General features: G+C 75.8%; 23 protein-coding genes and 2 pseudogenes. 14 read left to right on the forward strand and 11 right to left on the reverse strand.

Annotated elements, in window-relative coordinates:
- Positions 1 to 963 carry a thiopeptide-type bacteriocin biosynthesis protein gene (locus tag ACZ4K2_RS20400; protein WP_467475275.1) on the reverse strand — a complete coding sequence of 321 codons (963 nt, stop codon included), beginning with the start codon at positions 961 to 963 and terminating at the stop codon, positions 1 to 3.
- Between the two features lie 281 nt (positions 964 to 1,244).
- On the reverse strand, positions 1,245 to 1,541 hold the full coding sequence (locus tag ACZ4K2_RS20405) for a YciI family protein (RefSeq protein ID WP_467475277.1): 297 nt from the start codon (positions 1,539 to 1,541) through the stop codon (positions 1,245 to 1,247).
- Positions 1,542 to 1,644: 103 nt separating this feature from the next.
- Between ACZ4K2_RS20405 and ACZ4K2_RS20410 the strand changes: the two genes are divergently transcribed.
- The 3 genes from ACZ4K2_RS20410 to ACZ4K2_RS20420 all read left to right on the forward strand — a co-directional run bounded on the left by ACZ4K2_RS20410 (position 1,645) and on the right by ACZ4K2_RS20420 (position 3,808).
- A complete protein-coding gene (locus ACZ4K2_RS20410; protein WP_467475279.1) occupies positions 1,645 to 2,610 on the forward strand; it encodes a LysR family transcriptional regulator in 966 nt (321 codons plus the stop codon).
- Between the two features lie 222 nt (positions 2,611 to 2,832).
- Entirely contained in the window at positions 2,833 to 3,204 is a 372-nt protein-coding gene (locus tag ACZ4K2_RS20415; RefSeq protein ID WP_467475626.1) for a VOC family protein, read from the forward strand.
- Positions 3,205 to 3,412: 208 nt separating this feature from the next.
- Positions 3,413 to 3,808, forward strand: coding sequence for a TOBE domain-containing protein (locus ACZ4K2_RS20420; RefSeq protein WP_467475281.1), 396 nt, complete (start codon positions 3,413 to 3,415; stop codon positions 3,806 to 3,808).
- Here ACZ4K2_RS20420 and ACZ4K2_RS20425 read toward each other — a convergent pair.
- Positions 3,756 to 5,324, reverse strand: a complete 1,569-nt coding sequence (locus tag ACZ4K2_RS20425; RefSeq protein ID WP_467475627.1) for a helix-turn-helix domain-containing protein — start codon at positions 5,322 to 5,324, stop codon at positions 3,756 to 3,758. The genes ACZ4K2_RS20420 and ACZ4K2_RS20425 overlap by 53 nt on opposite strands.
- A 213-nt stretch (positions 5,325 to 5,537) precedes the next feature.
- Between ACZ4K2_RS20425 and ACZ4K2_RS20430 the strand changes: the two are divergent.
- The 3 genes and pseudogenes from ACZ4K2_RS20430 to ACZ4K2_RS20440 all read left to right on the forward strand — a co-directional run bounded on the left by ACZ4K2_RS20430 (position 5,538) and on the right by ACZ4K2_RS20440 (position 9,526).
- Positions 5,538 to 6,346 (forward strand): annotated as a pseudogene (locus ACZ4K2_RS20430) (FAD binding domain-containing protein).
- Complete coding sequence (locus tag ACZ4K2_RS20435; RefSeq protein WP_467475283.1) at positions 6,343 to 9,090, forward strand: molybdopterin-dependent oxidoreductase; 2,748 nt, start codon at positions 6,343 to 6,345, stop codon at positions 9,088 to 9,090. Before ACZ4K2_RS20430 ends, ACZ4K2_RS20435 begins: the two are co-directional and overlap by 4 nt.
- A gap of 25 nt (positions 9,091 to 9,115) precedes the next feature.
- The gene (locus ACZ4K2_RS20440; protein ID WP_467475284.1) at positions 9,116 to 9,526 is read left to right on the forward strand and encodes a hypothetical protein; all 411 of its coding nucleotides are present in this window, start codon (positions 9,116 to 9,118) and stop codon (positions 9,524 to 9,526) included.
- Positions 9,527 to 9,546: 20 nt separating this feature from the next.
- Here ACZ4K2_RS20440 and ACZ4K2_RS20445 read toward each other — a convergent pair whose 3' ends face one another.
- Positions 9,547 to 10,047 carry a DUF3566 domain-containing protein gene (locus tag ACZ4K2_RS20445; RefSeq protein WP_467475286.1) on the reverse strand — a complete coding sequence of 167 codons (501 nt, stop codon included), beginning with the start codon at positions 10,045 to 10,047 and terminating at the stop codon, positions 9,547 to 9,549.
- 1,035 nt (positions 10,048 to 11,082) lie between these two features.
- Positions 11,083 to 11,820 carry an SDR family oxidoreductase gene (locus ACZ4K2_RS20450; RefSeq protein ID WP_467475288.1) on the reverse strand — a complete coding sequence of 246 codons (738 nt, stop codon included), beginning with the start codon at positions 11,818 to 11,820 and terminating at the stop codon, positions 11,083 to 11,085.
- Positions 11,821 to 12,230: 410 nt separating this feature from the next.
- Between ACZ4K2_RS20450 and ACZ4K2_RS20455 the strand changes: the two genes are divergently transcribed.
- From ACZ4K2_RS20455 to ACZ4K2_RS20475, 5 genes are all read left to right on the forward strand, one after another.
- Positions 12,231 to 13,100 carry an alpha/beta hydrolase family protein gene (locus ACZ4K2_RS20455; RefSeq protein ID WP_467475290.1) on the forward strand — a complete coding sequence of 290 codons (870 nt, stop codon included), beginning with the start codon at positions 12,231 to 12,233 and terminating at the stop codon, positions 13,098 to 13,100.
- Between the two features lie 198 nt (positions 13,101 to 13,298).
- Positions 13,299 to 14,036 carry a class I SAM-dependent methyltransferase gene (locus ACZ4K2_RS20460; RefSeq protein WP_467475292.1) on the forward strand — a complete coding sequence of 246 codons (738 nt, stop codon included), beginning with the start codon at positions 13,299 to 13,301 and terminating at the stop codon, positions 14,034 to 14,036.
- Between the two features lie 209 nt (positions 14,037 to 14,245).
- Positions 14,246 to 15,358 (forward strand): ABC transporter substrate-binding protein, encoded by a 1,113-nt coding sequence (locus tag ACZ4K2_RS20465; RefSeq protein ID WP_467475294.1) that lies wholly within the window; start codon positions 14,246 to 14,248, stop codon positions 15,356 to 15,358.
- Positions 15,359 to 15,562: 204 nt separating this feature from the next.
- The gene (snpA, locus tag ACZ4K2_RS20470) at positions 15,563 to 16,255 is read left to right on the forward strand and encodes a snapalysin (protein ID WP_467475296.1); all 693 of its coding nucleotides are present in this window, start codon (positions 15,563 to 15,565) and stop codon (positions 16,253 to 16,255) included.
- Between the two features lie 5 nt (positions 16,256 to 16,260).
- Positions 16,261 to 16,545, forward strand: a complete 285-nt coding sequence (locus ACZ4K2_RS20475; RefSeq protein ID WP_467475297.1) for a hypothetical protein — start codon at positions 16,261 to 16,263, stop codon at positions 16,543 to 16,545.
- Positions 16,546 to 16,568: 23 nt separating this feature from the next.
- Here ACZ4K2_RS20475 and ACZ4K2_RS20480 read toward each other — a convergent pair whose 3' ends face one another.
- On the reverse strand, positions 16,569 to 16,916 hold the full coding sequence (locus ACZ4K2_RS20480; protein ID WP_467475298.1) for a hypothetical protein: 348 nt from the start codon (positions 16,914 to 16,916) through the stop codon (positions 16,569 to 16,571).
- A 69-nt stretch (positions 16,917 to 16,985) separates the two neighbouring features.
- Between ACZ4K2_RS20480 and ACZ4K2_RS20485 the strand changes: the two are divergent.
- A pseudogene (locus ACZ4K2_RS20485) lies at positions 16,986 to 17,111 on the forward strand (3-oxoacyl-[acyl-carrier-protein] synthase III C-terminal domain-containing protein); the annotation flags it as partial.
- Between the two features lie 337 nt (positions 17,112 to 17,448).
- Here the strand turns inward: ACZ4K2_RS20485 and ACZ4K2_RS20490 are convergent.
- The 5 genes from ACZ4K2_RS20490 to ACZ4K2_RS20510 form a co-directional block, all read right to left on the reverse strand.
- Positions 17,449 to 18,012: a hypothetical protein gene (locus tag ACZ4K2_RS20490; protein ID WP_467475300.1), complete on the reverse strand. Its 564-nt coding sequence runs from the start codon at positions 18,010 to 18,012 to the stop codon at positions 17,449 to 17,451.
- A 492-nt stretch (positions 18,013 to 18,504) separates the two neighbouring features.
- On the reverse strand, positions 18,505 to 18,675 hold the full coding sequence (locus ACZ4K2_RS20495; protein ID WP_467475302.1) for a hydrophobic protein: 171 nt from the start codon (positions 18,673 to 18,675) through the stop codon (positions 18,505 to 18,507).
- A 178-nt stretch (positions 18,676 to 18,853) separates the two neighbouring features.
- Positions 18,854 to 19,399 (reverse strand): EF-hand domain-containing protein, encoded by a 546-nt coding sequence (locus ACZ4K2_RS20500; RefSeq protein ID WP_467475304.1) that lies wholly within the window; start codon positions 19,397 to 19,399, stop codon positions 18,854 to 18,856.
- Positions 19,400 to 20,272: 873 nt separating this feature from the next.
- On the reverse strand, positions 20,273 to 21,103 hold the full coding sequence (locus tag ACZ4K2_RS20505; protein ID WP_467475628.1) for a dioxygenase family protein: 831 nt from the start codon (positions 21,101 to 21,103) through the stop codon (positions 20,273 to 20,275).
- Between the two features lie 109 nt (positions 21,104 to 21,212).
- Complete coding sequence (locus tag ACZ4K2_RS20510; protein ID WP_467475305.1) at positions 21,213 to 22,151, reverse strand: helix-turn-helix domain-containing protein; 939 nt, start codon at positions 22,149 to 22,151, stop codon at positions 21,213 to 21,215.
- A 680-nt stretch (positions 22,152 to 22,831) separates the two neighbouring features.
- Between ACZ4K2_RS20510 and ACZ4K2_RS20515 the strand changes: the two genes are divergently transcribed.
- On the forward strand, positions 22,832 to 23,743 hold the full coding sequence (locus tag ACZ4K2_RS20515; RefSeq protein WP_467475307.1) for a PhzF family phenazine biosynthesis protein: 912 nt from the start codon (positions 22,832 to 22,834) through the stop codon (positions 23,741 to 23,743).
- A gap of 694 nt (positions 23,744 to 24,437) precedes the next feature.
- Entirely contained in the window at positions 24,438 to 25,421 is a 984-nt protein-coding gene (locus tag ACZ4K2_RS20520) for a LysR family transcriptional regulator (protein WP_467475309.1), read from the forward strand.
- Positions 25,422 to 25,509: the final 88 nt, after the last annotated feature.

Below are 25,509 nucleotides of genomic sequence, written 5' to 3' on the forward strand. Positions count from 1 at the left end.
TCACGCCCTCCCCTCGGCGAGCAGCGCGTGGGTGAGCAGGCTCTGCCGGGCCGGGGAGAGCCGTCCCCGGTTCCAGTGGAAGACGACGTGGTGGGCGGCGGCACGGCGCGGGCCGATCACCGCCGCGCCGGACTCGAAGTACCCGGCGCGCCAGCGCTCGGCGGCGCCGCGCACCGCGTCCCCGTGCGCCTCCACGGCCGCCCGCCGCCGTGCCGGGACGCCGTCGAGCAGGGCGGGGCGTCCGGTGTGCCAGGCGGCGAGGATGCCGGCGGCGGCCCGGCGGCCGTCGTCGTCGAGATCCTCGGCCAGCCTGCGGCCGGTGTCGTCCCGCACCACCTGCCAGACCCCGCGGTGCTCCCACCCGACGACGCCCAGACCGGCGAGGAGGTCGCCGAGCAGGACGAGGGACAGCCGCCAGTCCGCGGGCCGTGCGGGGCCGCCGTCCCCCGCGGCCGCGGTGTGGTGGTCCAGCCAGGCCAGCGAGTCCAGCGTGAACAGCTCGTGCACGTGGCGCATCGACTCGGGGCCGCCGAAGAGATAGGTCTCCGGTTCGTACACGCCGTGGGCCGGCGCGGGGAGTTGCCCGTCGAGTGCGCGGAAGCGGCGGGTCAGTTCCGCCCGCAGGGGTTCGGCGTCGGGGCCGGCGGCCCGGAAGCGGACGCGCAGTCCCGGCGGCTTGTGCATGAAGAAGAAGGAGTGCGCGGCGCCGGAGGCGATCAGTTCACGGGCCGAGTCCGCGACGGCGCCGTACGTCCGCTGCCAAGCGGCCGGGGCCGGGGCGAGGTTGAGCTGGATCCAGCCGGTCTCCGGCAGGTCCTCGCGGAGCGCGGACAGTCCCGCCGTCAGGAAGGTGCGGCGCGCGGCCGCGTAGCCGGGGCCCGCCGGGTCGACGGGTACGGATCCGGACGGCCCGCTCCGCGCGTCCCGGAGACAGTCGGCCAGTAAGCGTTCGACCTCCAGCATGATCGGGCCTCCTCGTGAATACCGCCTCACCCTCGGAGTTCCGCAATTCCGTCCTTCCGAAAAACGGAAGACAAATCTTCATATGATGAACAGAGTTGCGCCCGGTGTACACGTGAGTGGGCACGCGCCGGAGGCGCACCTTCCCTCCCCGGTGCCGAGCGGTGCCGCGCGCCCCGTCGCCGTCCCCGAGGGCCGCCCGGTCAGCCCTCCCACCACGGGTCGTCGCCCGCCACGACGACGAAGGGCGGGAAGACCGGAAGGGACATGGCATTCCTTCGGGTTCAGGGCGACGGCCGCGGCGGCACGGCGGCCGTGCCCTCGGGCGTCCAGACCGGGTGGAACTCCATGATCTCGGCAGTGGCGGCACCGCTGCCGACGAACGGGTCGGAGGCGACGGCGGCCTCGATCGCCGCCCGTTCGCCCTCCGCGATGACGAGTCCGCCGGTCCGGGGCTCCAGAGGGCCCGCGAGACGTGCCAGCCCCCGGCCGAAGACGCCGTGCGGATGGGAGTAGTGGGCTTCCTTGAGCGCGTCGATGGTCTCCAGCGGTGCGCGGTATCTGAACACGATCACGAACATGGCTCCAGTGAAGGCCGGGCGGGGCCGGGAGCGCCAAGACCGGTTCCTGGCCGGGGCTATAGGCTGAGGCCTATGAGCGCAGCCGGGAGCCGGTGAACCGGGCATGGACGGGATTCCGGGCGTCGAGCTGCGCCACCTGCGGTACTTCGCCGCCGTCGCCGAGGCCGGCACCGTCACCGAGGCGGCCAGGCGCCTGCGCATCGCCCAGCCCAGTCTCAGCCAGCAGATCCGGCTGCTGGAACGGCGCGTCGGCGTCTCGCTGTTCAGGCGGCTGCCGCACGGCATGGAGCTGACGGAGGGCGGCCGTCTGCTGCTGGAGGGCGTCGACCGGGCGCTGGGCGTGCTGAGTTCGTCCGTCGCGGCGGCGCGCGGCGCGGCCGTGCCGGTCACGGTCGGGGTGTGCCGTGGGGTGGCGCGGTCCGTCCTGGCCCGTGCGGAGCGGATCGTCACGGACGGCGGCCGGCCGAGGGTCTCCTACCAGCAGGCCGACACCCGGCAGCAGGGCGATCTGCTGCGGGCCGGAACGCTGGACCTCGGCATCCTGCGCGCTCCCGTGGACACCTCGGGCCTGGAGGTGCGCACGGTCAACGACGAACCGCTGGGCCTCGTCCTGCACGGGCGCCATCCGCTCGCCCGCCGGGACCACCTGACCTGGCCGGACCTCACGGGGCAGCGGTTGCTGTGGTTCCCGTCGGAGCGCGCCCCGGGTTACGCGGCCGCCGTGCTGGCCCACCTGCGCGAGCGGGGCTGGATCCCCCGGGCCGTTCCGGAGGACCACGGCGGCCACACGCTGTTCCGGCACCGGCTCATCGGGGCGGACGACCTGGTCGCGCTGCGGACGCCGAGCAGCGCGGAGGGCGACCCGGACCTCGTGTGGCGTCCGGTCGGACCTGAGCCGCCGCGCGAACGCCTGCTCCTGGCCGCGGCCGCCCGCACGTCCTGGGGCCGTCTCCTGCGGGACGCGGACCGGGGCCCGGAGACGGACACCGGGCCGACGACCGGGTCCGGACAGGGGCACCCATCGTCGGGCGAGCCCGACCGGCCCCCGGTGTCCCGAACAGGGCCCTGACGGGCGGAACATGGCCCTGCCGGGCGCCGCCTCCCGGGGCACCGTCCGCCGCGCCGGCCGTCCGGCATGCGAGCCGGCGTGCGCCGCACGGAAGCGGGGGCGGCACACGCCGGCCGCGAGAAGCGGGGACCGTCCCGTCCCGGGAGGAAAAGCCGGGGCCGAGGGCGCCCGGCCGCCTCTAGGGTGGCCGTCGACGACGTCGGCGAGCACCCCGGAGACATCATGGCCCCGCAGATGCAGTTGGTCGCGATCACGCTCGACTGCCCCGATCCCCCGGCCCTGGCGGAGTTCTGCCGGCAGGCCACCGGCCTCGCACCGCATCCGGGATCGGACGCCGACTTCGCGGGCCTCGAAGGCGAGCACGGACTCTTCATCGGCTTCCAGCGGGTCGACGACTACCGGGCGCCGAGCTGGCCCGGCCAGATCGTTCCCCAGCAGCTCCACCTCTGCTTCCGGGTCGGCGGGGACCTGGCCGGGGCCGAGGCGCGGCTGCTGGAGCTGGGGGCGGGCAAGCCGGATCACCAGCCGCACGGGGACCGGGCACGGGTGCTCACCGATCCGGTCGGGCACCCCTTCTGCATCACGGTGCGCTGACCGCTCGGGGTGCGTGCGCCGGGCGGGCCACTGACGTCCCGGCGCACGACGGCCCGCCCGGCAGGCCCCGGCGCACGGCGGCCCGCCGGTGCCGGACGCGCCCCGGTGACCCGACGCACCCCGTACACCCAGCGCGTGACGGCCGGGGGCATCCGCACCACCCGTCCGCGGGCGCCACGCGCCGGAACCGGACGGCTAGTGTTCTACGGTGCCGACGTACAGCATTGGCCAGGCCGCGCGCCTGCTGAGGGTGAGCCCGGAGACCGTCCGCCGGTGGGCGGACGCGGGACGGCTGCCGATGGGGCGGGACGGCTCGGGCAACCGGGTCATCGACGGTGTGGGCCTCGCCCGGCTCGTACGGGCGCGGGCGGCCGGCGACGCGGACGGGGCGGCCGGGTCCCCGACGTCCGTGCGCAACGCGTTCACCGGGATCGTCACGGCGCTGGCCGTGGACGACGTCGTGGCCCGGGTGCGGATCCAGGCCGGTCCGCACCAGGTCGTGTCCCTGGTGACCCGGGAGGCGGTGGACGAGCTGGGGCTGGCGGTCGGGGTCACGGTCGTGGCACGGGTGAAGTCGACGGACGTACGGGTCGGGCGGTCGTAGCGGGCCGGGCGCCGGGCGTCGCCGGGCGGCACAGCAGCGCCGCCCGGAGGTCGAGGCGGTCCCGGAGCCGGGACAGGTCGCGGCCGGTGAGCCGCTCGACGCGCTGGATCCGGTAGTGGACCGTGTTGACGTGCAGGTGCAGCGCCTCGGCCGTACGGGCCCAGGAGCCGTCGTGGGCGAGGAACACCTCCAGGGTGGTCAGCAGCGCGGCGGTGGAGGCGTTCGCGGAGTCGAACAGCGGGCCGAGGACGGTACGGCTGTAGGCGGCGCGGACCTCGGCCGGGATCCCGGTCAGCAGGGCGTCCAGCGTGGTCAGGTCCGTGGCGTCGGCCGGTGCGGACGTGTCCGGCCGGCTCTCGCGGGCGCAGCTGAGGGCGTACCGGGCCTCGGCGAGGGATCCCGGCAGCCCGTCCGCCTCCGCGGCCGGCGAGCCGAGCCCGCCGTGCAGCAGGACGTCCCGCTCCCCGGCGGCCACCAGGGGCCAGAGTGCCGCCAGGGCCGCGGCGGCCTCCTCGGGCACCACGGCGAACGCGGTGCCGTCGGGCAGGGCGCCCACGGCGGAGAACGCCGGGCCGGTGTGCGCGATCAGCTCCGTGAGGGCACCGGGCGCCAGTTCCGCGTGCCGGGCGCCGGTGGCGGCCACGACCACGCGGTACGGGCCGGCCGGCGGCAGGCCGCAGGCCCGCACCGCGTCCGGCAGGTCTCCGGCGCCGGGATCGGTGAGGACCCGGCCGAGTTCGTCCGCCGCGGGGCGGCCGGCGGCCCGGCGGCGGGCCAGCGTCTCCTGGCAGCGGCCCAGGAAGACGGCGATCTCGTGGAGCAGCCGGGGCGGCGCGGCCGTCTCGTCCGGCAGGTGCAGCCACCAGCGTTCGTACGGGGTGGCCGCCTCCGCCTCCACGGCGACGGTCGCCCCACCGTCGCCCCCGGCCAGGGCCGCCGCCCGCGCCGCCGGGAGCGGGACGGCGCCCGGTGTCGCCGCGACGGTGCGGCCCGCCGGTGTCAGGACGTAGGCCTGGGCCGCGTCGAGGTGCGCGAAAGCGGTGGCGAGGACCAGGGCCGGATCGGCTTCCTGCGCGACCAGCCGGCTCAGCCGCACGCGCGCGTGCTCCGGCAGCGCGTGGTGGCGGCTCAGCCCGCCCCACTGCCTCAGGTACACGGCGTCCGTGATGGCCCGGAACATCACGTGGGCCGGTACTCCCGCGACCGGGACCGCGTGCCGTACGCACGCCTCGACCAGGGCGTCGGGCACCGAACCGTGGGTCTCCTCGCCGGCGAGCAGCGCGGCGGCGCCCGCGTCCTTCAGTCCGGCGACGAAGCGTTCGGCCTTGTCCCTGCCCCCGTCCGCGCTCCACCAGACGAGCCCGCTGAGGACGACCTCGTCCGGGCGGACGAAACGGGCGGGGTCCTCCAGGTCGGTGACGGTGACGCCGCTGATCTCCCGCCTCAGCAGCGCGTCCTCGGCCCAGAGCAGGCGGAGGCCGAGGGACTCGTCCCGAAGGAGGTGTTCGACGTGCATGTGCTCCGGCTCCTCGTACGCCTGCCGGGCTGCGGTACCTGACACCCGGCATCTCACATTCACCAGGTGCATGCCAGTCATCGCATCGTAAGTGCAGGTCTGGAGGAGCGGTATGCCTCTTGGTTGATTCACCAATCACCGGGCCGGGCAGCTCGTCGTTTCCGTAGGGCGCACCAGTCGTTTCGGCCGGTTCCCGTTGCTTCACTGGCGGACATGGACCTGAACACGGTGGTGGAGATCCGGGACGCGCGGCGCCCGGCACCCTGGCGGCCCGGCGATGCCTGGCTGGGCGGCGGCACGTATCTGTTCTCGGAGCCGCAGCCGCACCTGCGCCGTCTGATCGACCTCGGCCGCACCGGCTGGACACCGGTGCGGCGGCACCCCGACGGCTCCCTGGAGATCGCGGCCACCTGCACCATCGCCGAGCTGTCCGCGTTCGCGAAGGGGCTGGCGGCCGAGGCGGCGCCGCTGTTCGAGCAGTGCTGCCGGGCGTTCCTCGCCTCCTTCAAGATCTGGAACATGGCGACCCTCGGCGGGAACCTCTGCAACGGCCTGCCCGCCGGCCCGATGATCTCGCTGACGGCCGCCCTCGACGGGGAGGGCAGGACTGCGCCCGGCGCCGGGTCCGGGTGGCCGACTTCGTCACCGGAGCGGGCCGCAAGGTGCTGACGGAGGGCGAGTTGCTGCGGTCGGTCACCCTGCCCGCCCGCGCGCTGGCCTGCCGCACGGCGTTCCGGCAGGCGTCGCTGTACGGGCTGGGGCGTTCCGGTGTGCTGGTCATCGGCGCGCTGGATCCGGTGGACGGCTCGCTCGCCGTGACCATCACCGCTTCGACGGTGCGGCCGGTGCGGCTGTGGTTCCCGCTGCCGCCGGCCGCCGGGACGCTGCGGGCGGCGATCGGCTCGGCCGTCGCGGACGACGAGTGGTTCGACGACATCCACGGGCTGCCGGAGTGGCGGCGGCACATGACCTTCCGTTACGCGGAGGAGATCCGCCGCGAGCTGGCGCAGGAGGCACGATGAAGGTCGAGGTCAACGGGCGGTCCCACGAGGAGGAGCCGCGCCCCGGCCAGTGCCTGCGCACCTATCTGCGCGACCGCGGCTGGTTCGGCGTGAAGAAGGGCTGCGACCAGGGCGACTGCGGGGCCTGCACGGTGCACGTCGACGGCGAGCCGGTGCACAGCTGCCTGTACCCGGCCTTCCGCGCCGACGGCCGCACGGTCACCACCGTCGAGGGCCTGGCCTCGCCCGAGGGCGACCTGCACCCCGTGCAGCAGCGGTTCCTGGACGCCCAGGGCTTCCAGTGCGGGTTCTGCACGGCCGGTTTCCTGATGACGACGGCCGCGCTCGACGAGGACAAACTGGCCGACCTGCCGCGGGCGTTCAAGGGCAACCTGTGCCGGTGCACCGGTTACCGGGCCATCGAGGACGCCGTACGCGGGCTGAAGAACACCGAGGAGCCCGCGCCCGGCGAGTCCGTGGGCCGCAGCCTGCCGGCCCCGGCCGGGCCGCAGGTCGTCACGGGCACGGCCCGCTACACCTTCGACATCGACGTGCCGGGGCTGCTGCACATGAAGCTGCTGCGCTCCCCGCACGCCCACGCGCGCATCGTGGCGATCGACACCTCGGCGGCGCTGCGCGTGCCCGGTGTGCACGCCGTCCTCACCCACCACGACGCCCCGGAGCGGCACTTCTCCACGGCCCGGCACGAGCACCCCGAGGAGGACCCGGACGACACCCGGGTCCTGGACGACCGGGTCCGCTACATCGGCCAGCGCGTCGCGGCCGTCGTCGCGGACACCGAGGGCGCCGCGGAGGAGGGCTGCCGGCGCATCGAGGTGACGTACGAGGTGCTGCCCGCCGTGCTCGACCCCGAGGAGGCGATGCGGCCGGGCGCGCCCGTCGTGCACGAGAAGGACGCGAAGTCCCATCGGATATCCCGTCCGGAGAGCAACGTGGTCGGCGAGGCGCACGGCGAGATCGGCGACATCGAGGCCGGGTTCGCCGCCGCCTACGTCGTCCACGAGGGCACCTACCGCACCCAGCGCGGGCAGCACGCCAGCCTGGAGACGCACGGCGCCGTCGCCTGGTTCGACGAGGACGGCCGCCTCACCGTGCGCACCAGCTCCCAGACGCCGTTCCTCACCCGCCGCGCGCTGTGCGCCCTGTACGACCTGCCGCGGGAACAGGTCCGCGTGGTCGCGGGCCGGGTCGGCGGCGGGTTCGGCGGCAAGCAGGAGATGCTGGTGGAGGACATCGTCGTCCTCGCCGTGCTGAAGCTGCGCCGCCCGGTGAAGCTGGAGTACACCCGCGCGGAGCAGTTCTACGGCGCCACCACCCGGCACCCCTTCACCGTCCACCTGAAGGCGGGCGCCCGCCGTGACGGCACCCTGACCGCCCTCCGGTTGCGCGTGGTGGCGAACACGGGCGCCTACGGCAACCACGGTCCGGCGGTGATGTTCCACAGCGTCGGCGAGTCCATGGCGATCTACCGCGTGCCGAACAAGCAGGTCGACGCCTACTCGGTGTACACGCACACCGTCCCGGCGGGTGCCTTCCGCGGTTACGGGCTGGGGCAGGTGATGTTCGCCGTGGAGTCCGCGTTCGACGAACTGGCCCGTGAACTCGGCCTCGATCCACTGGAGTTCAAGGCCCGCAACGTCATTGCGGCGGACGAGCCGATGGTCACCCCGGGCGGGCAGGAGGAGGACCTGCACATCGCGAGCTACGGTCTCGACCAGTGCATCGGCATCGTCCGCCGGGCGCAGGCCGAGACCGGGGCCGGCCGGCCCGCCCCGCCGGGGTGGCTGGTCGGCGAGGGCGCCGCGCTCGCGATGATCGCCACCGGTCCGCCCGGCGGCCACATCGCCGACGCCAAGGCCACCCTGCTGCCCGACGGCACCTTCGGCCTGGCCGTCGGCACCGCGGAGTTCGGGAACGGCACGACCACCGTGCACAAACAGATAGCGGCCGGGGAACTCGCCACCACCGTCGACCGGATCACCATCCGGCAGTCCGACACGGACGTCGTACGCCACGACACCGGCGCGTTCGCCTCCACCGGCACCGTGGTCGCGGGCAAGGCCACCCTGCGCGCCGCCCGGGCCCTGGCCGACATGATCCTCGACCTCGCGGCCGCCCGGTTGCGCGTGGAGCGCGCGGACTGCCGGCTCACGGACGAGGCCGTGCTGTACCCCGGCGGGCGGCTGCCGCTGAAGGAGCTGTACGCGGCGGCCCGCGCGGTCGGTGCGGAGGTCACCGCCGACGGCACCTTCGGCGGCACCCCGCGCTCGGTCGCCTTCAACGCCCAGTGGTTCCGGCTGGCCGTCGATCCCGGCACCGGGGAGATCCGCATCCTGCGCAGCGTGCACGCCGCCGACGCGGGCAAGGTGATGAACCCGATGCAGTGCAGGGGCCAGGTGGAGGGCGGGGTCGCGCAGGCGCTCGGCTCCACGCTCTTCGAGAACGTCCGCATCGACGCGCGCGGCGAGGTGGAGACGGCCGCCTTCCGCCGCTACCGGCTCCCCCAGTACGCCGATGTCCCGCGCACCGAGGTGCACTTCATGGAGACCGCCGACGCGATCGGGCCGCTGGGCGCCAAGTCGATGAGCGAGAGCCCGTTCAACCCGGTCGCCCCCGCCTTCGCCAACGCCCTGCGGGACGCGACCGGGATCCGCTTCACCGAACCGCCCTTCACCCGGGACCGGGTGTGGCGGGCGCTGCGCGACGCGGGGGTGACGGACCGGGGCGTGCGCGACCCCGCGTGAACCGGGCGGGTGCGAGCGGCACGTCGTGCGCACGCCCGCCCTCGGCGACGGCCTCGGTGGGCGCCGCCTCGTCGAGGATCTCGGGACGGTGTTCACCGCGGGCCGGCAGGCGGTCCACGCGGATTCCGGCAGCACCGGCGGGCGCCCGCACGCCGCGATCCGGGACGTCGCCGCCGCGGTGCGCCGGACGCCGGCCGGGTGGCACGCCGGCCGCCTGGTCGGCGCGGGCGGGACCGCGCACACCCGCTCCACGCACACCCAGCCCGCGCATGTCCGTCCCGCGCACGAGGCTTCCTTCCGCTGCCCGGGCAACGGCCAACCACCGCGGCGCTCGGTCCACGGGGGCTGGCGGGCGCACCGGAGCCTGGAGATCCGGCTGGTCGGCGAGGGCCGGGGCCCCGGCGGGTCGTACGCCGGGCCGCTGAACCTGGCGTGACCGCGCCGGGCCCGCGGGGGTCAGGCCGTGTCGGACACCCCCTCCGCGGCGCCCTCCCCCGGGCCGGCCGGCCCGCCGCTCTCCGGCCGGGTCCGCGCGGCCCGGCCGTCCGCGGGCCGGGCGGCGGCGCCGCGCCCGTCGAGCGGGCGCCGTGCGGCGCCTGGCGCGCGGAGCCGGCGGGCACGCAGGTAGCGGCGGACGCGGGCACGGGCGCGGGTGAGGAGGACGAGGGCCTGGGCGGGGGCGGGGAGCGTCGGGGCCGGGGCGGCCGGTCCGCCGGTCAGGGAGATCTCGACACCGCCGCTGTACTGCGCCGACACGTTGTAGAGGAAGGCGCCCAGCGTGGCCAGGCAGGTACCCAGGATGACCTCCAGGCTGACGACGCCGACCGCGATGACCAGGACGGTGGTCAGATTGGGCACCGTGCCGGGGGCCATGGCCTGGAGCAGGGCCCAGGCCACGCAGGCCGTGACGACCGCGATCACGCCGAGGCCCCCGAGGACCAGGGAACTCGTCACCATCACCGACCAGGGGTCCGCCTCCGCCAGCCGCAGCCGGATCGTCCGCCGTCCCGGTCCGGGCGGGCCACCGCGCGGTGCGGGACGGCCCGGGAGCACGTGGGCCGGGGCGGGCCGGCCGACCCCGGTGGGTCTGAACGGGTGAACGGGGCCCCATGCGGGCCCGGGGCGGACGGAGTGCCCCGGTGCGGGCCCCGCCGGTCCGCCGGCGGGCTGCCCGGCCGCCGGGCAGGCGTCGGGCGGAGGTATTCGCCCGGGTCCGGCGGCCCCCGCCGCCGCGGCCGAGCCGGAGCCACCGTCCTGCTCGGGTGTCGCCCCCTCGTTCGGGGTGCCGGGGGGCCTGCGCTTGGCTCGGCTCATGCCTGTCTCCCTGACTGGCCCCTGGCGACTCGGCGATGCCCCGACCGACGCACGGGCCTCGTCGGCCGCCAGGCGGCCTCTGGGGCCTGCTGGTCCGAGAACCGACGGTATCCACCCGCGTACGACCGTGCACCGCGAGCGGCGCCGGGGAGGTGGCGCGCCAGCGGACGTCCGGGCGGTGAGCGACGCACGCGCCGAGCAGTGGCCGGCGGAGGGCGGGCGCGCCCCGGACCGCCGAGCCGGCCGAGCCCGGTCCGGACGGCGGCGCGGACGGCCACGCGGACCAGGACCCCGGCGCCCGGACCCGGCCGCGGCGCCTGACGAGGAATCCGAGGACGTACGCGAGCCCGCGGCTGCCGGAGCCGGTGGGCACCGGCACGGGCCCCGGGAGGCGCCGAGCGGGGCAGGTGCGCGGCGCGCGACCGTGCACGGCACTCCGCCGGGCGCCGGGCGCTCGGCGCGGCACCTGCACGAGGTCCTGCCGCGTACCGGGGCGGGCGTCACCGAGGCCGGCGGACGGCCCGACCCGCCCGTGGAGGACGAGGGCGCGGCGGCCTGGACCGGACGGTGCCGGCGGGCTCCACCGGGGGCCGGCCCCGGCAGGCTGAGGGCGTACGAACGGGTGGCGGGACGGCTCGCCGGGCACCGTGGCGTGGACGGGCCCGCCGGGCGCCGTGATCAGCCGCGCGCCAGCCAGTCCTCGTAGCGGGTGGCCGCCACGTGTACGTCCTCGCCGCCGGTGAGGACGTCCGGCATGCCCGCGAAGAGGCCCGCGGTCTCGTCGGTGACGACGGTCCGGCCGTCCGGCCGCGCCTCCAGGGTGATCTCGCCGAGCCGGTCGAGCCGGTGGATCTCGGGACCGGCGATGTCGCGCACGCCGTACGACGGCTCACCGAGCGCCGCGTCGGTGACGGCGGCGGCGACGTCGGCCGACGCGATCGGGCGCAGCCGGGTGGGCGGCAGGCGCACCTGCCCGTCCGCGGTGGACATGTCCATCACCGGGCCGACGAACTCGAAGAACTGCGTGGCGCGCACGATGCTGTACGGCACACCGCCGTCGCGCACGGCCTGCTCCTGGGCGACCTTGGCCCGGTAGTAGCCGTAGTCGGGCACCCGGTCCACCCCGACGATGGAGAGCGTGACGTGGTGCCGTACGCCCGCCGTCTTCTCGGCCTCGGTCAGGTGCTGCGCCGACCGGGTGAAGAAGTCCAGCGCCGGCTCGGTGTCGAAGGACGGGGAGTTCGACACGTCGACGACCACGTCCGCGCCGTCCAGTGCCTCGGCGAGGCCCTGTCCGCTGAGGGTGTCGACGCCCGTGGAGGGCGAGGCCGCCACGGCTTGGTGCCCGCGGTCACGCACCAGCGCGACCACCTGTGAGCCGATGAGTCCCGTACCGCCGATGACGACGATCTTCATGGTGTCTCCCCTCGGTGCTTCCCTGGTGACGGACGCGGCGGGACCGGCGCGGACCCCGCGACACCGGTGACCCTATGTGCGGAGCCGCTCACACCGCGCGCCGTCCACGCCCTCGGGCCGCCGGCCAGGTGCCGCGAGCCGTGCGAGATGCGGACGGTGGCCGGGGGTCCGGGCCGGCGCGAGGGGCAGCAGGACGACGGTCGGGTACGGACCGACCCAGACGGCGAGGGCGGTCCGGGTCTCGGAGGACGGCGGCGGTGCGTCCTCGCCGTGGGCAGCCCGCTGTCGAGTTTCGTCATGAGCTTGCTGACCGTGCCCTACTACGTGAACCGGCGTCTCCTATCCGGTCAAGGGGCGCCTCCGAACGCCGCCCTGACCGTGCGTCACCCCGCCGGCCGTACGATGCGGTCATGACGAGCCCCGGCCGGAAACAGCCCCTGATACGCGTCCTGCACGACGAGTCCCGCGGTGACCTGGCGGCGCCCGGCCGCCCGCGTCCGGTGCGGCTCTACCTGTGGGAGCCCGACCGCCCGCCGGCCCCACCCGCCCCGCTGGTCGTGGTCTCGCACGGCACCGGGGGTTCGGGCCGGGACATGGACTGGCTGGTGCGTCCGCTGCTCGCGGCGGGCCTGCGCGTCCTGGCCCTCGACCACCACGGCGACAACCACGTCGACGGTTACGAGCCGGAGGGCTTCCTGTACGTCTGGGAGCGGCCCCGGGACCTGTCGTTCGCCCTCGACGCGCTCGGCCGGGAAGCGCCCCTCGGCCCGGTGGGTGCGGCGGGTTTCTCCCTGGGCGCCTACGCCTCGGTGGCCCTGGCCGGGGCCCGTCTCGACCCGCGTGTGCTGCGGGCCGTGCTGACCGGGACGGTGGCCCTGCCGGAGATCCCGGAGTTCCCCGGCGTGCTGGAGGCGCTGCGCGGGAAGCACCCCGACGGCGAGTCCTGGCGGCGGGCGCTGGATGCCGCCGGGGCGGACTTCTCCGACGCCCGGGTACGTGCCGTCTTCCAAGTCGCGCCGGGCGTCGGCGGGTTCGTGACCCCGGAGAGCCTGGCGGCGGTGCGGGTGCCGGTGGAGATCCGCTGGGGCGGCGCGGACACGGTCGCCCCGTACGCCACCGACACCCGGCCGTACGTCGAGCACATCCCCACGGCGAGCGGCCGTTCGTCCGGTCCCGGCGTCCGCCACGACGACTTCTTCGCGCCGCGGCCGGCCGACCCGGGCGCCCGCGTCCGGGTCGGCGAGGAGGCCGCCGCCTTCTTCCGCCGGCACCTGCGCTGACACCACGGCGCGGCTGCCCCGCGCGACGACCCGACGCGCCGCCCTCCCCGGGGTACCCCGTCGGCTTCCGCCCGTGCGGGTACGCGGCCGGGGGCATCCGGCGCCGTCGCCGGGCTCCCGGCCGTGCCGTCTGCCAGGCTGGCGCCGAACGCCCGGCTCCGGACGTCCGGGCCCGGTTCAGTGCAGGAGGCAGCGCCCTTGACCGCCGACGACAGTTCCATCGGCTGGGAGACCTCTGGCGCGGCCGCCGCCTACCGCGACCGTGACATGCGGCTGGCCGAGCAGTTGATCTTCCCCGCCGTGCTGCGCCGGCTGGCGGCGGGCGCGGGGCCCGGCGGTCTGGCCCTGGACGTCGGGTGCGGCACCGGCGCGGTCGCGGCGCGGCTCGCCCGCACCGACGCGTGGACGGTGCAGGCCCTGGACCCCTCGGCGGACATGCTGGACATCGCCCGCTCGGACCGCCCGCACCCGCGGGTCTCCTACCGGCTGTTCGACGGCCGCACCCTGGACTGGCTCGCGACCGGCAGCGTCGACGCCGCCGTCTGCTGCCTGGTGTACTGCACCGATCCCGACGACGGCAGGCTGGCCGCCCTCACCGCCGAGATCCGCCGGGTGCTGCGCCCCGGCGCCCCGTACCTCCTGGCCGACCTCAATCCGGCGGCGACCGGCGTGGCCTTCTCCACCCTGCGCCGCGGGGAGCCGGGCGCCGTGCACGAGGACGGCGACCTGGTGCCCACGCTGCTGCGGCGGCACGACGGCAGCATGATGAGCGGCGCGACGTACTACCGCTCCCTCGACCGGTACCGGTCCCTGCTGACGGATGCCGGTTTCCCCTCCCCCGCCGTCGAACTGCCCGTGCTCCCGCCCGTCGGCACCGCCCCGGAGGCGGCGGAGACCCGGATCGCGCCCTACATGATCCTGGCCACCCACGCCTGACCGGCCGCCCGACCCGGTCCTCGGTCCCCACCGCGTCGCCGGGGCGCGGATATCCGGTTGCCCTCGGGTGACGGCGGTCGGTGCAATGTCGGCATGATCAGCACGGTGCGCCCGCGCCGGCGGGGTGAGGCGCACGCGTACGGCCGTCCCTCCCCGTCCACCGGCCCGGGCGCGCCGCGACCGCACCGTCACAGGGGAGACACCCGCGCATGAACACGCCGCCGTCGACGCCCGCAGCGGGGCGTGCCACCGGATCGTCCGTCCGGATCGGCGCCCTCGCACCGCTGACCCCGCCGGGCTGGACCGAGGCGGGCCGGCACCTGCTCGCCGGGCTCGAACTGGCCGTCGGCGAGGTCAACGACACCGGCGGGATCGCCGGACGGCCGCTGGAACTGGTGGTCCGGGACACGGCGGCCGACCCCGGGCGGGCCGCGGCGGCGGTGGACGAACTGGCCCGCCTGGGCGTGGCCGCCGTGGCCGGGGAGTACCACAGCGTCGTCGCACGCGCCGCGGCCGCCGAGGCCGATGCCGTCGGCGTGCCGTTCCTGTGCTCGTCGGCGGTTCTCGACACCCTCACCGAACAGCCCAGTCGGTGGGTCGCGCGGCTCGCCCCGGCCCAGTCGCACGGCTGGCGGCTGTACGCGGACTTCCTCCTCGGCGCGGGCCACCGCCGCATCGCCGTGGCGGCCGACAGGAGCGTCTACTGGGCGTCCGGGGCCGGCATTCTGCGCGACCACCTCGCTCCGCACGGCGGCGGTGTCGACGAACTCGACATGCGCGCGCTCGACCCCGCCGGGGTGTGCGCGCGACTGGCCGGCACGGGGGCGACCGCCCTCCTGCTCCTCGTCGGGCACCCGGAGCCTGCGGTGCCCGTCGTCCGGGCCGTCCGCCGCGACCCCCGCCTCGCCCACGTCCTGATCGGCGCTCCGGCCGGTCAGCCCGAGTTCGGGAGCTGGGCGCGGCTGCTCGGCGACGACGGCGCCGCGGTCCCGTTCCTGCGCTACCTGCCCGAGCGCCTCGGCCCGCTCGGCGCACGCGTCGGGGCGGCCCTGCGTGAACGGCTGGCCGAGTCGCCCTCTTTCGTCGCCTTCGAGGGGTACGACACGATCACCGTCCTCGCCGAGGTGCTGCGGTCCCACGGCACGGACCGGGCCCGTACCGCCGCGTCCTTTCCGCTCGTGACGGTCGAGGGCACCCGCGGGCGGATCCGGTTCGGCCGCACACCGGGCATCGGCGTCTGGCAGTGGGCCTGGCCGCCGGTACAGGTCGTGGACCGGGACCCGGCGGCTCCCGACCGCTTCCGCGTGCTGCGCACCGGCTGAGGGCGCGGGCCCGGGCCGTCCGGGCGCGACGGGGTGCGGGCGCGCGGAGCCGGGGCCGTCGTCAAGTTCCGCCCCGGACGGTCCTGTTGGCCGGGGATAGCTTCGGTCTATCCCCGAATGACATCATCCGCAGCCCCGTTGGCCTGCCCGAGACTCACAGGCAACCGATCGTTCAACCCCACAGGACGAGAAGGAGCCTCCCCCATGGCGTCGTTCCGCACGAACACCGGACAGAAGAACTCCAAGAGACTCGTGGCCCTCGCGCTCGGACTCGGTCTGGCCACCGCCGCACTGGGCACCGCGAACCCGGCGACCGCCCAGGACACCACCGCCGCCCCGTCCCACACCACCACCGCCGCCGCCTACGTGGGCGCGGCCGAGAACGCCGGCAACAAGGCGTTCTTCGACGCCGTGCTGAAGTCGGTCGCCAAGCGGCAGGCCGCGCAGCCCTCCCTGAAGGTGGTGACCGTCTACTACAACCCCGCGCAGGCCCCGAGCTTCCGCTCCCAGATATCGAGCTCCGCCTCGATCTGGAACAGCTCGGTGACGAACGTGAAGCTCGCGGCCACCTCGGGCTCCGGCGACTTCGCGTACTACGAGGGCAGCGACTCGCGCGGGTCGTACGCCTCCACGGACGGCCACGGCCGCGGCTACATCTTCCTGGACTACGCGCAGAACCAGCAGTACGACTCCGTCCGGGTCACCGCGCACGAGACCGGCCACGTGCTGGGCCTGCCGGACCACTACAGCGGTCCGTGCAGCGAGCTGATGTCGGGTGGCGGCCCCGGCACCTCCTGCACCAACCGGTACCCGAACTCCGCCGAGCGCTCCCGCGTCAACCAGCTGTGGGTCAACGGTCTCACCAAGGCCGTGGCCCAGCTGGACAAGGCGAGCTGACACCGGTGCACACGACGGGCCGGCCTCCCCACGGCACGGCCCGTCCCCACGGTACGGACCGCGGCGCAGACCCGCGGTCCGTACCGCTGCCCGCGGCGGCGGCCTTCCTGGCCGGCCAGGAGATCACGACGACGGGCTGCGGGCGCTGCGGTACGGAGGTCTCCGGTGTGAACGGCCGCTATGCCTGCGGGAACTGCGGCTGGGTCAACCACTGGTCCGAGGGCCACACGGAACTGCCCGCCCACGACCCGGCCGACGGCCTGACGATGAGCCGGCCCGCGAAGCCGTGACGCCCGCGGGGACCGCCGCCGGGTCACTCCGGGTGCGCCACGGCGGCCTTCCGCGACTGGACGGCGGCCGGCAGACCGAGCCGCGGCTCCGCCCGGCGCAGTGCCTTCAGCGCCGCGATCGAGGAGATGTCACCGGTGAACCCGGCGGCGGACAACCGGGACCGCACCCAGCGGACCCGCAGCAGCTCCTCGGTGGCGGCGGCGGTGGACTCGGCGAGCGCGAGGGCCCGTTCGCGCCCCGGGCGCTCCTCGGGCGCGGCCTCGGCCAGTGCCTCGCGCAGTGCCGCCGTGATCAGATCCGCGTCCCGCATGACCAGTACGGCGTCCCGCTTCCCGGTCGGTCCCGTCGTCGCTCCCCTACCGATCACCATGGCCCGCGGGATCCGCTCGCACCAGCGATTTGAGCGGCTTCCGAGGTGGTCGGTCCCTGCGGCGGGCCGAGCACCGTCCCGCTCGCCCTGTCCAAGCTCACCGAACGCGGTGAACTGCCCACCGGCGCACCGGTCTTGCTCCTCGCCTTCGGCGGCGGACTCTCCTGGGCCGGCCAGGTGGTCACCTGCCCGTGAGGCCCCGCCACCGTGCACCGGCCCGCCGCCCCGGGCATGCGCCCCGCTGCCGCGCCCGGGCCGGCTGCCTCGGTTCGATCGCCCGGTCCGCCGCCGGCTGCGCCTGCGCACCGGCCCCGGCCTACCCGCCTGCCGAGGCCCCGGACGACCCGGCCGCGGTCGACGCGTCACTCCAGGCGTACGGGCGCGCGCGGCACGAGTCGGCGCTGGTGCTGCCGGCACGGCCCGGCGAGGCGGAGGAGGTGCTGCGTGACGCCGTCGGACGGGGCGCGCGGCGCATCGGCACTTCGGCGCGTCAGGACGTGCGTGCCGCCGTCGGTGCCGGCCGGCGTCCCGGTCAGCGCTCGGCGCGCGGGCCGGCCGCGCGGTGGTTCAGCGACCGGTTCAGCACGTCGCGGGCCCGGTCGAGCGCGTGGGCGCGCATCCGGGTCCAGTCGGCGAGTTCGGTGCGGTGCATGCGGCGGACGGCCGCCATCTCCACGCCCCGGTACACGGCCTCGGGCCGGAGGTTCTTGACGATCGTCGAGGCGTGGAACCAGGCCCGCTGGTCGCCGTACAGGATGCGCTGGGCGTCGGCGAGGCAGCCGTCGGTGTGGGCGCTCACCCGGCGGCCGGTGGGCAGGGCGAGCGACAGCTCGGCCGGTCCGGTGCCGAAGAGCGCCGCACTGACCTGCCGCCGCTCGGCCTCGTTCCGGGGGTGCCCAGCGGTGCCCGGCGGGGTCAGGCCCTGGCGTGTGAGGCATTCGTCGGTGAGGTGGAGCTCCGCGGCCTTGATGGTGTCGTCCGCGGACAGCTCGACGTGGTGGGACCGTTGCGCGCACCCGGCCGCACCGCCCGCAAGGCAGAGCGCGGCGAGCGCCACGGGCACGACGCGGAACGCGAGGACGGGGCGAGGCGGCATCGGACGGTCAGCCTCGCCCGTCGTCCGGCGGGGCCGGCCGGTCGGGGCGTTTCCGTGTGGTGCTGCGTCGCATGCCGGGAGTCCCTGGGTGTCGGTCGGGCCTGGGTCAGGATCAACGTCCCACAGCCACGCTGCTCGGCCGGGGACGACACCACCCGGTGCGGGGGTGAGTCGTACCGACGGCGGATCCCGCGGCGCCCGTCGGGTGGCCCGGCCCGGGAGACGGGGCGGAGCCGTGGGGTGATCACCGGCTGGCCAGGTCCGGCATGGCGGTGGGGCGGCAGCGGCCCCGCGGGGACAGGAGGCGCAGGGTTCCGCTGCGACGTCCGCGGGGCCGCTGTTTCGCTCGCGTACCCTGCGGTGCGTCCGACAAGCCCGGTTCCTCCCGGCCACCGGGCGCCGGCGTGTACCCGCACGAGCAGGGGCCCGGCCGTGGCGGCCGGGCCCCTGCTCACATGCCTGGGGCGTTTCCCGCGCCCGGGTGCGTGTCGTCTACCAGCGGTACCAGCGACCCTTGCGGCCCGCACCGTCCGCGGAACGGATGACGAAGCCCAGCACCCACACGATGAGCACGATCACCGCGATCCACCACAGCGCCTTCAGGGCGAAACCCGCGCCGAAGAGGATCAGAGCCAGCAGAAGAACCAGAAGCAGGGGAACCATTTCTATCAACCTCCTGGCCACCGCATGCCCTTACTTCTGCCCTACACGCACACAAAACACAAGTTTTTTCCTGCGAGTCGGGGGCACGCGCGCGCCGTGAACGATTCCCCCTCCGAGGCGTCTCAGACCTGCGGCCCGCCAGGACGGGTCGGCGGCCGAACGGGTCCGGGCGGAGCCGTCAGGTGCGGGTCGGTACCGGGCCGCACACCAGGTTGCCCGGGTCGTCCGGGTCGTCGCTGATCCAGAACCGGATCCACAGCTCGGTGAACTCGGGACGACCGAGGTACCCGTCCCCGTCCTGGTCGAGGCGGTCGAAGACATCGGCGACGTCGACGCTCGCGCCGTGCCACGTGTCGACCAGCAGCCGGTGCTCGGCGGCGGAGATACGGCCGTCGCCGTTCTCGTCGACGGCGTCGAACACGGTCTCGGCGGTCGCGGCGACGACCTCGCGCATGGTGGGCAGCCGGTCCACCATGGCGAGTATCTCGTCGAGGCCGACCCTGCCGTCCCGGTCCGTGTCCACGTGGGCCGCGAGGAGGTCCCACCAGCCCAGCATGACCATGTCCACGCGTGCGGCCAGATCGGATCCCGGTCGCACACGGGGCAGGCGCCTCCAGCGTTCCGCGAGGGCCTGGAAGTCGCGCCGGTCGAGGTAGCCGTTGTCGTCGGCGTCGAACGCGCGGAACATGTTGACGAGCTTGTCGCGCTGGAACTCACTGGCCACGGCCGGCCCTTCCTGTCGGGTGCACGGCGATCCTGCCCGCGACCGGTCGTGCCCCAACGGCGCCTCGTGGCCCGGGAGGGCGCGCCCCGCCCCCGCTCGCGCGCCCGGCGCTTCGCGCGCCCCGTTGACCGACGATCGGATCCGATGCTTGCGGGAAGCGGCGGGCCGGCACACGAAGGGCGCGGCCGTGGCGGACACCATCGGCGGAGGTCCCGGCGGCACACTCCCGTGTGCTCGACAGCGCGCCTCGCCGAGGGAGCGGCCGTGGTCGCGGCGTGACCGGCGGAGGCCGTGTGGCGTGACCGGCGGGCCGGGGCCGGGGTGCGCCGGGGTGTTCCGTCGGCCGGCGGCGCGCGCGGTGGACGTCACGCTTCCCGGCGGGGACGGCATGGCGGGCCGCCCCCGCCATGGAACGGGCCCGTCGGCGGCCCGCACGGGAGGCGGCGGCAGAGCGGGGAGGCGAGCCGCCGCCAGGACGACGAGGCCGGGCGCCGTGCGGGAGCGGGCCCCCCACGGAGGCCGGCCGGTGCGTGCGCGGACCGGCGGGCAGGACGCCGCGGGGTCCGCCCGGACCGGGCCCGTGCGCGGCCCGGGGCCACAGCCGGGAGGGCACCCCCTCCCGGCTGCGACCCGCCCCCCCCATCCCTCGTCCGGCTTCGACCACAGCAGTCGCCGGCAAGGGAATTCAGAGAACCGGACCGGTCCCGCGGGCCGGTGCGCGGGGCCTCCGGCCGCCGTCTCCGCCCGCCCCGCCCGATTCCCTTCGTTTCAGCACGTGCGCGTGACACGTCGCGTACGTGCCCGCCGCCGGGCGGAAGAGCCCCGCGTGCGGAGCGGGTGTGCCCCGCGGCGGCCGTCCGTCGGCCTCCCGGCTCAGACCGCGCGCCAGAGCGCCGGTGCGACCGAGGGCTCCCACCCCGGCTGGGCCGTGTGCGCCTGGAGGCAGACGTAGGAGCGGCCGCCGTAGGTGACCCGGTCCCCCGCGCGGTACGCGACGCCCGCGGCCCACGTGCCGCTGGGCGAAGGCGTGGGCTCGCCCGGGCCGGGGCCCTGGGTGACGTTGAGGACGAAGTCGAACGCCGCCTGCCGTCCGCCGTCCGCGTCCCGCACGGTCATCACCAGACGCGGGTCGAAGATCGTGTCGGTGTTGTTGCGGGGCTCGTTCGGGAAGTACAGCTGGGTGGTCAGGACGGGCCGGCCGGGCGCCTGGAGCTTCACGTGTATGTGCCGCGTCCGCCCCGGGTAGAGGCCCGGCACGATCGTGGTGAGCGCGTAGGAGCCGCGGGAGTCGGTGTACTGGTGCCCGCGCAGCCGGAACCCGGTGTTGTCGTACGCGCCGTTGTTGTCGGCCTGCCAGAAGTCCAGCAGGACGCCGGACAGCGGCTGGCAGGACCGGCCGAAGACGTACCCGGTCACGGTCAGCCGGGTGCCGGCCATCCCGGGCTCCAGCAGGCTGGTCCGCGCCGGCGAACTCGGCTTGAAGTAGGGGCCTTCCGTCTGCTCCGGGGTGGGGTCGTCGCCGTCGTCGCACGGCGGGGTGAGCTCGGGCTGTGTGCCCGTCGTGGCCAGGGTGCGGGCGAGGGCGGGGCCGCCGACCAGGGTGGCGGGGATCGCGGCGGTGGCCGCGAGGGCCGCGCGCAGCACCGTCTTGCGGCGGACGAGCCGGGGAGACCTCGGCTCGTCGACCGCGCCCTCGCCGTCCATGCCCGTGCCGTCTGCGCCGTAGCTGCCTGCTCCGTCGTCCATGTGTCCTCCAGGTGGGGGGTGGGTCCGGCCGGGGCTGGACCCGGCCGGGGGCGGATCGGCAATGAACCTAGGCGGGTGTCCGGCGCGCTTCGAGGGACTGGTGAGGGCGGGTGTGGTGTTTTCGGAAGTCGCCCGGACTGCTGCCGGTCTCCCGCCGGAAGAACCGGCTGAAGTAGGCGGGATCGGCGAACCCGGTGCGGGCGGCGACCTGCCGTACCGACAGGTCGGTGTGGGCGAGGAGGCGCTGCGCCTGGTAGGCGCGCGCCTCGATGAGCAGCCGCCCGGGCGGGCGGCCGGTCGCGGCCCGCACCGCCTGCGTGAGGTAGTGCGGGGTGACGCCAAGCCGCTCCGCGCACTCCCGCACCGACCAGCCGGCCGCCTCGGGCCGGGTGACCAGCCGCGCGAACTCCTCGGCCACGGCGGCGGGCCGCCCCTCGGGGCGCGGTCCGCGGCCGGACGCGTCGCGGCCCGTCAGCCGGGAGGCCCGCACCACCAGGACGTGCAGCAGGGAGCGCAGGACGCTCTCGTGGCCCGGGGCCTGCTGCCGGTGCTCCGCGACGAGTTCGGCCATCAGGTGGCCGACGGACCGGTCGTGCTCGGCGTCCAGTCCGAACCAGCACTGCTCGCCGAGGCGGCGCAGCACCTCGCGGTCGCCGGGGTGGTCCACCAGGAAGTCGTCCGTGAACAGCACGAGGGTGCCCTCGGGGCCCCGGCCGCCCTCCCAGTGGTGCACCTGCCCGGGCAGGATCACGGCCAGGTGCGGTGGTCGCAGCGGCCAGTGCGCGAGGTCGACGACATGACTGCCGGAACCGGCGCTGACGTGCACTATCTCGTAGAAGGTGTGCCGGTGCGGCCGGTCCCACCGGGACAGTGGTCCCACGGCCTCGAAGGAGCCGGCGGCGAAGGGGGCGGCACCGGGCCGGGCCACCTCCAGCCGGTGCAGGGGTACGTCCCCGGCCTGGGGCGGAAGGCCGGGGGTCCCCGGTAAGACGGTGGTGCTGCGCATCGGCCGTGCTCCCCTCTCGGAGGTCTGTCGGATCGCTGGGAACTTGGCACATGGTGAACCACCGGAGCCGCCCGCACGGACGCGAGCGCGGCTTCCGGCCTCCCACCGCCCCGGGCCGGGCCCCGGACGGCGGCCGAGCGCCGCGCACCCGCCCGCGGAGGCACGGCGGCGGCACCCGGCTCGCCGGCCGGCGGCAGGGGCGGCGGGCCACGGCCCGGGCCGCCGCAGCGACTGCCGGGGCGCCAAGTCTCCGTAGAATAAGCCGCCTTGACGACAGCTCACGAGTCCCGCCGGGGCCGGTCACGACTCCGGGCACCCGCAAGCCGGTTGCCGACTCCGGCCGCCGCGACGGCCGCGGGCGGCGGGCGCGCGGCGGTGTGGCCGCGCTCCGGCACCGGGCGAGGCCCCGACCGTGTACGGCGGCCCGGGCAAGGTCCGCACGGCCCCACCGGCCGACGGCCTCCGGGCCGCCGACGATGACCCGAGCGGACCGTGGCGGCGCGGGACACCGGTACTGCCGCCGGCCGGCAGCCCGCGGAGCCGGACGCGCGGGTCCCGCGGTGGGCGGCGAGCGCCCACGCTGCCACCGGGTACGGCGGTCGCGGCAGGCCGGAACACCACGCGGGAGCCCGTCGGGCCGGTGGGGAATACCCCGCACCCGGCCCCGTGTTGCCGCGATCATGACGCCTGATACCCGGTCCCCCGAAGTCCTGCGGTACACCGCCTTCTCCACCGACCCCGACGGCGGGAACCCCGCCGGGGTCGTGCTGGACGCGACAGGTCTCGACGACGAGGAGATGCTGGCGATCGCGGCCCGCCTCGGGTACTCGGAGTCCGCGTTCCTGACCGCGCTGCCGGAGGGCATCGAGGGGAGGGAACGGGCGTACCGCATCCGCTACTTCAGCCCCAAGGCCGAGGTGTCGTTCTGCGGGCACGCCACCGTCGCGGCCGCCGTCGCGCTCGCCGAGCGGAGCGGCCCCGGGGAGCTGGTGTTCGCGACGGCCGCGGGTACCGTGCCGGTCGACGTGGTCGAGGAGAACGGCGCGCTGTGGGCCACTCTCACCAGCGTCGCCCCGCACACCGAGGAGATCTCCGCGGCCGACCTCGACGAGGCGCTGGCCGCGCTCGACTGGCCGCGGGCCGACCTCGACCCCGCGTTCCCGCCCCGCATCGCCTTCGCCGGCGCCCGCCACCTGGTCCTCGCGGCGGCCACCCGCGAGCGCCTGGCCGATCTCGCCTACGACTTCGCCCGCCTCGAAGCGCTCATGCACCGGCTGGACCTGACCACGGTCCAGTTGGTGTGGCGGGAGTCGGCCGACGTCTTCCACGTCCGTGACCCGTTCCCCGTGGGCGGCGTCGTCGAGGACCCGGTGACCGGCGCCGCCGCCGCCGCGTTCGGTGCGTACCTCCGCGAACTCGGCCTGGTCGGCGAGGAGTCCCTCCTCACCCTGTACCAGGGCGAGGACATGGGCCGCCCCGGCACGCTCACCGTGACCCTGCGCGCGGGCGACCCGCGCGTCCGGGTGAGCGGCACGGGCACCCGCATCGGCCCGGCGCCGGACGCGCTCGGTGGGGCACGGGCGGAGTCGTAGCGCGGGGGCCGGCACGCCCGGCCTCCCCCGTCCCGGGGGCACCGGCCCCGGCCGGCTCCGCTCACCGTCGTCGCGTGTGCACCCGGTGCGGTGGGTGCTCGCCACGCCGATGAGGAGGTCCTCACCGCCGGTGAGCCGGTGCAGGGTGGCGAAGGCGGCGGTCAGCGACACCGCGAAGAGGGTGGCGCGCCGTTCGGCGCCCAGTGTGCGCAGGGTGCCGGGCAGGGCGAGGCGCACGGTGCGCACCGCGGCCGGGCGGGCGGTGGTGCCCCGCGCGGTGCCGGCCGGCCGGGGCGGCGTCGGCGAGCAGGTCGCTCCACCGGTCGGCCGCGGCCCGCAGGCCGGGGAGGGCGTCGTGTTCGCGGCGCGCGTGGTCGGCGTACCGCGGCGGTTCGGGAAGCGGGTCCCCGCCGTCCGGGCCGGTGGCCGCCGTGTACAGGGTGGCGAGTTCGGCCGCCACGGTCCCCAGCGAGCCGCCGTCGACGGTGCGGAGTCAGTCGTTCCGCCAGCTATGAACCGCCGGGAGACCACCGTTAGGTGGTGAAACCGGGACACGCGACCCCCGAAGGAACCCCCGGGAGGCGGACGGCTCCCGGGGGCGCGGTGCCCCGGTCCGCCGCGGGCGGCACCGCCGGGACCAGCAGGTACGGACCAACCCCTTGCCCCTCGCGGTGCCACACCGCAAGCTCCCTTCATGGAGCTGGAGTTGCGGCATCTCAGAACCATCCGAACCATCGCGGAAGCGGGCAGTCTGACCAAGGCGGCGACGGCCCTCGGGCTCGCGCAGCCCGCGCTCAGCGCGCAGCTCAGGCGCATCGAACGGGCCCTGGGCGGACCGCTGTTCGAGCGCGGCCGGCAGGGCGTGCGGGCCACCGCCCTTGGCGAGCTGGTCCTGGAGCGCACCCGGATCGTGCTGCCCGCGGTGAGCGAACTCCAGCGGGAGGCGGCCCGGTTCGCGCGCACAAGGCGGGACGGGGAGCGGCTGCGGCTCGGCGGCACGCACGGACCGCTCCTGGGCGCGCTGGTGGACCGGCTGGCGGACGCCTCGCCCGGCACCACCGTGACGACCTGTGCCTCGTGGTCGGAGCGGGAGCTGGCCGGGCTGCTGGCCGAGGGGCGCCTGGACTTCGCGCTCGCCGGCGTCTGCGGCTCCGCTCCCCCGCCCGACACCCCGGAGGTCGTCTGGGAGGAGATCGCCGTCGACCCGGTCTTCGTGATGCTCGCCGACGACCACCCGCTCGCCCACGGGCGGGAGATCGACCTGTCCGCGCTCGCGGAGCAGGAGTGGGCGTGCGTCCCGGGCGACGGCTGTTTCGGCGACTGTTTCACCGCGGCGTGCGCCCGGGCCGGGTTCACGCCGCGCCGCATGTACGAGACGGACACCTCCTCCTGCGTGCACCTGGCACAGGTGGGCCGGGCGGTGGGCCTGTGCCGGGCGACGTTCCCGCCGACGCCGGGCCTCACCATCCGTCCGCTGGCCGGGACGCCGCTGGTCTGGCGGCACCTGCTGGGCTGGCACCCGGCCGGGCAACTGCCCGACACCGCCGCCACGGTGCTGGCGCAGGCCCGCGAGGCGCACGCGGGCGCGGCGGCGCGCAGCGACAGCTACGTGCGCTGGCTCTCCCGGCGCGCGGACCCGCGGCCCGTCTCCCGCGGGCGCACCGGCCGCGCCTCGTGAACCGCCGCCCCGGCGGGGGCCGCAGGGCATAACACCGGGGCAGGGGGTCGGCTGACGTCTTACGGGCCCCTGGGCGGTCTCCCTACGG

The sequence above is a fragment of the Streptomyces sp. NPDC025833 genome, from assembly GCF_055558055.1.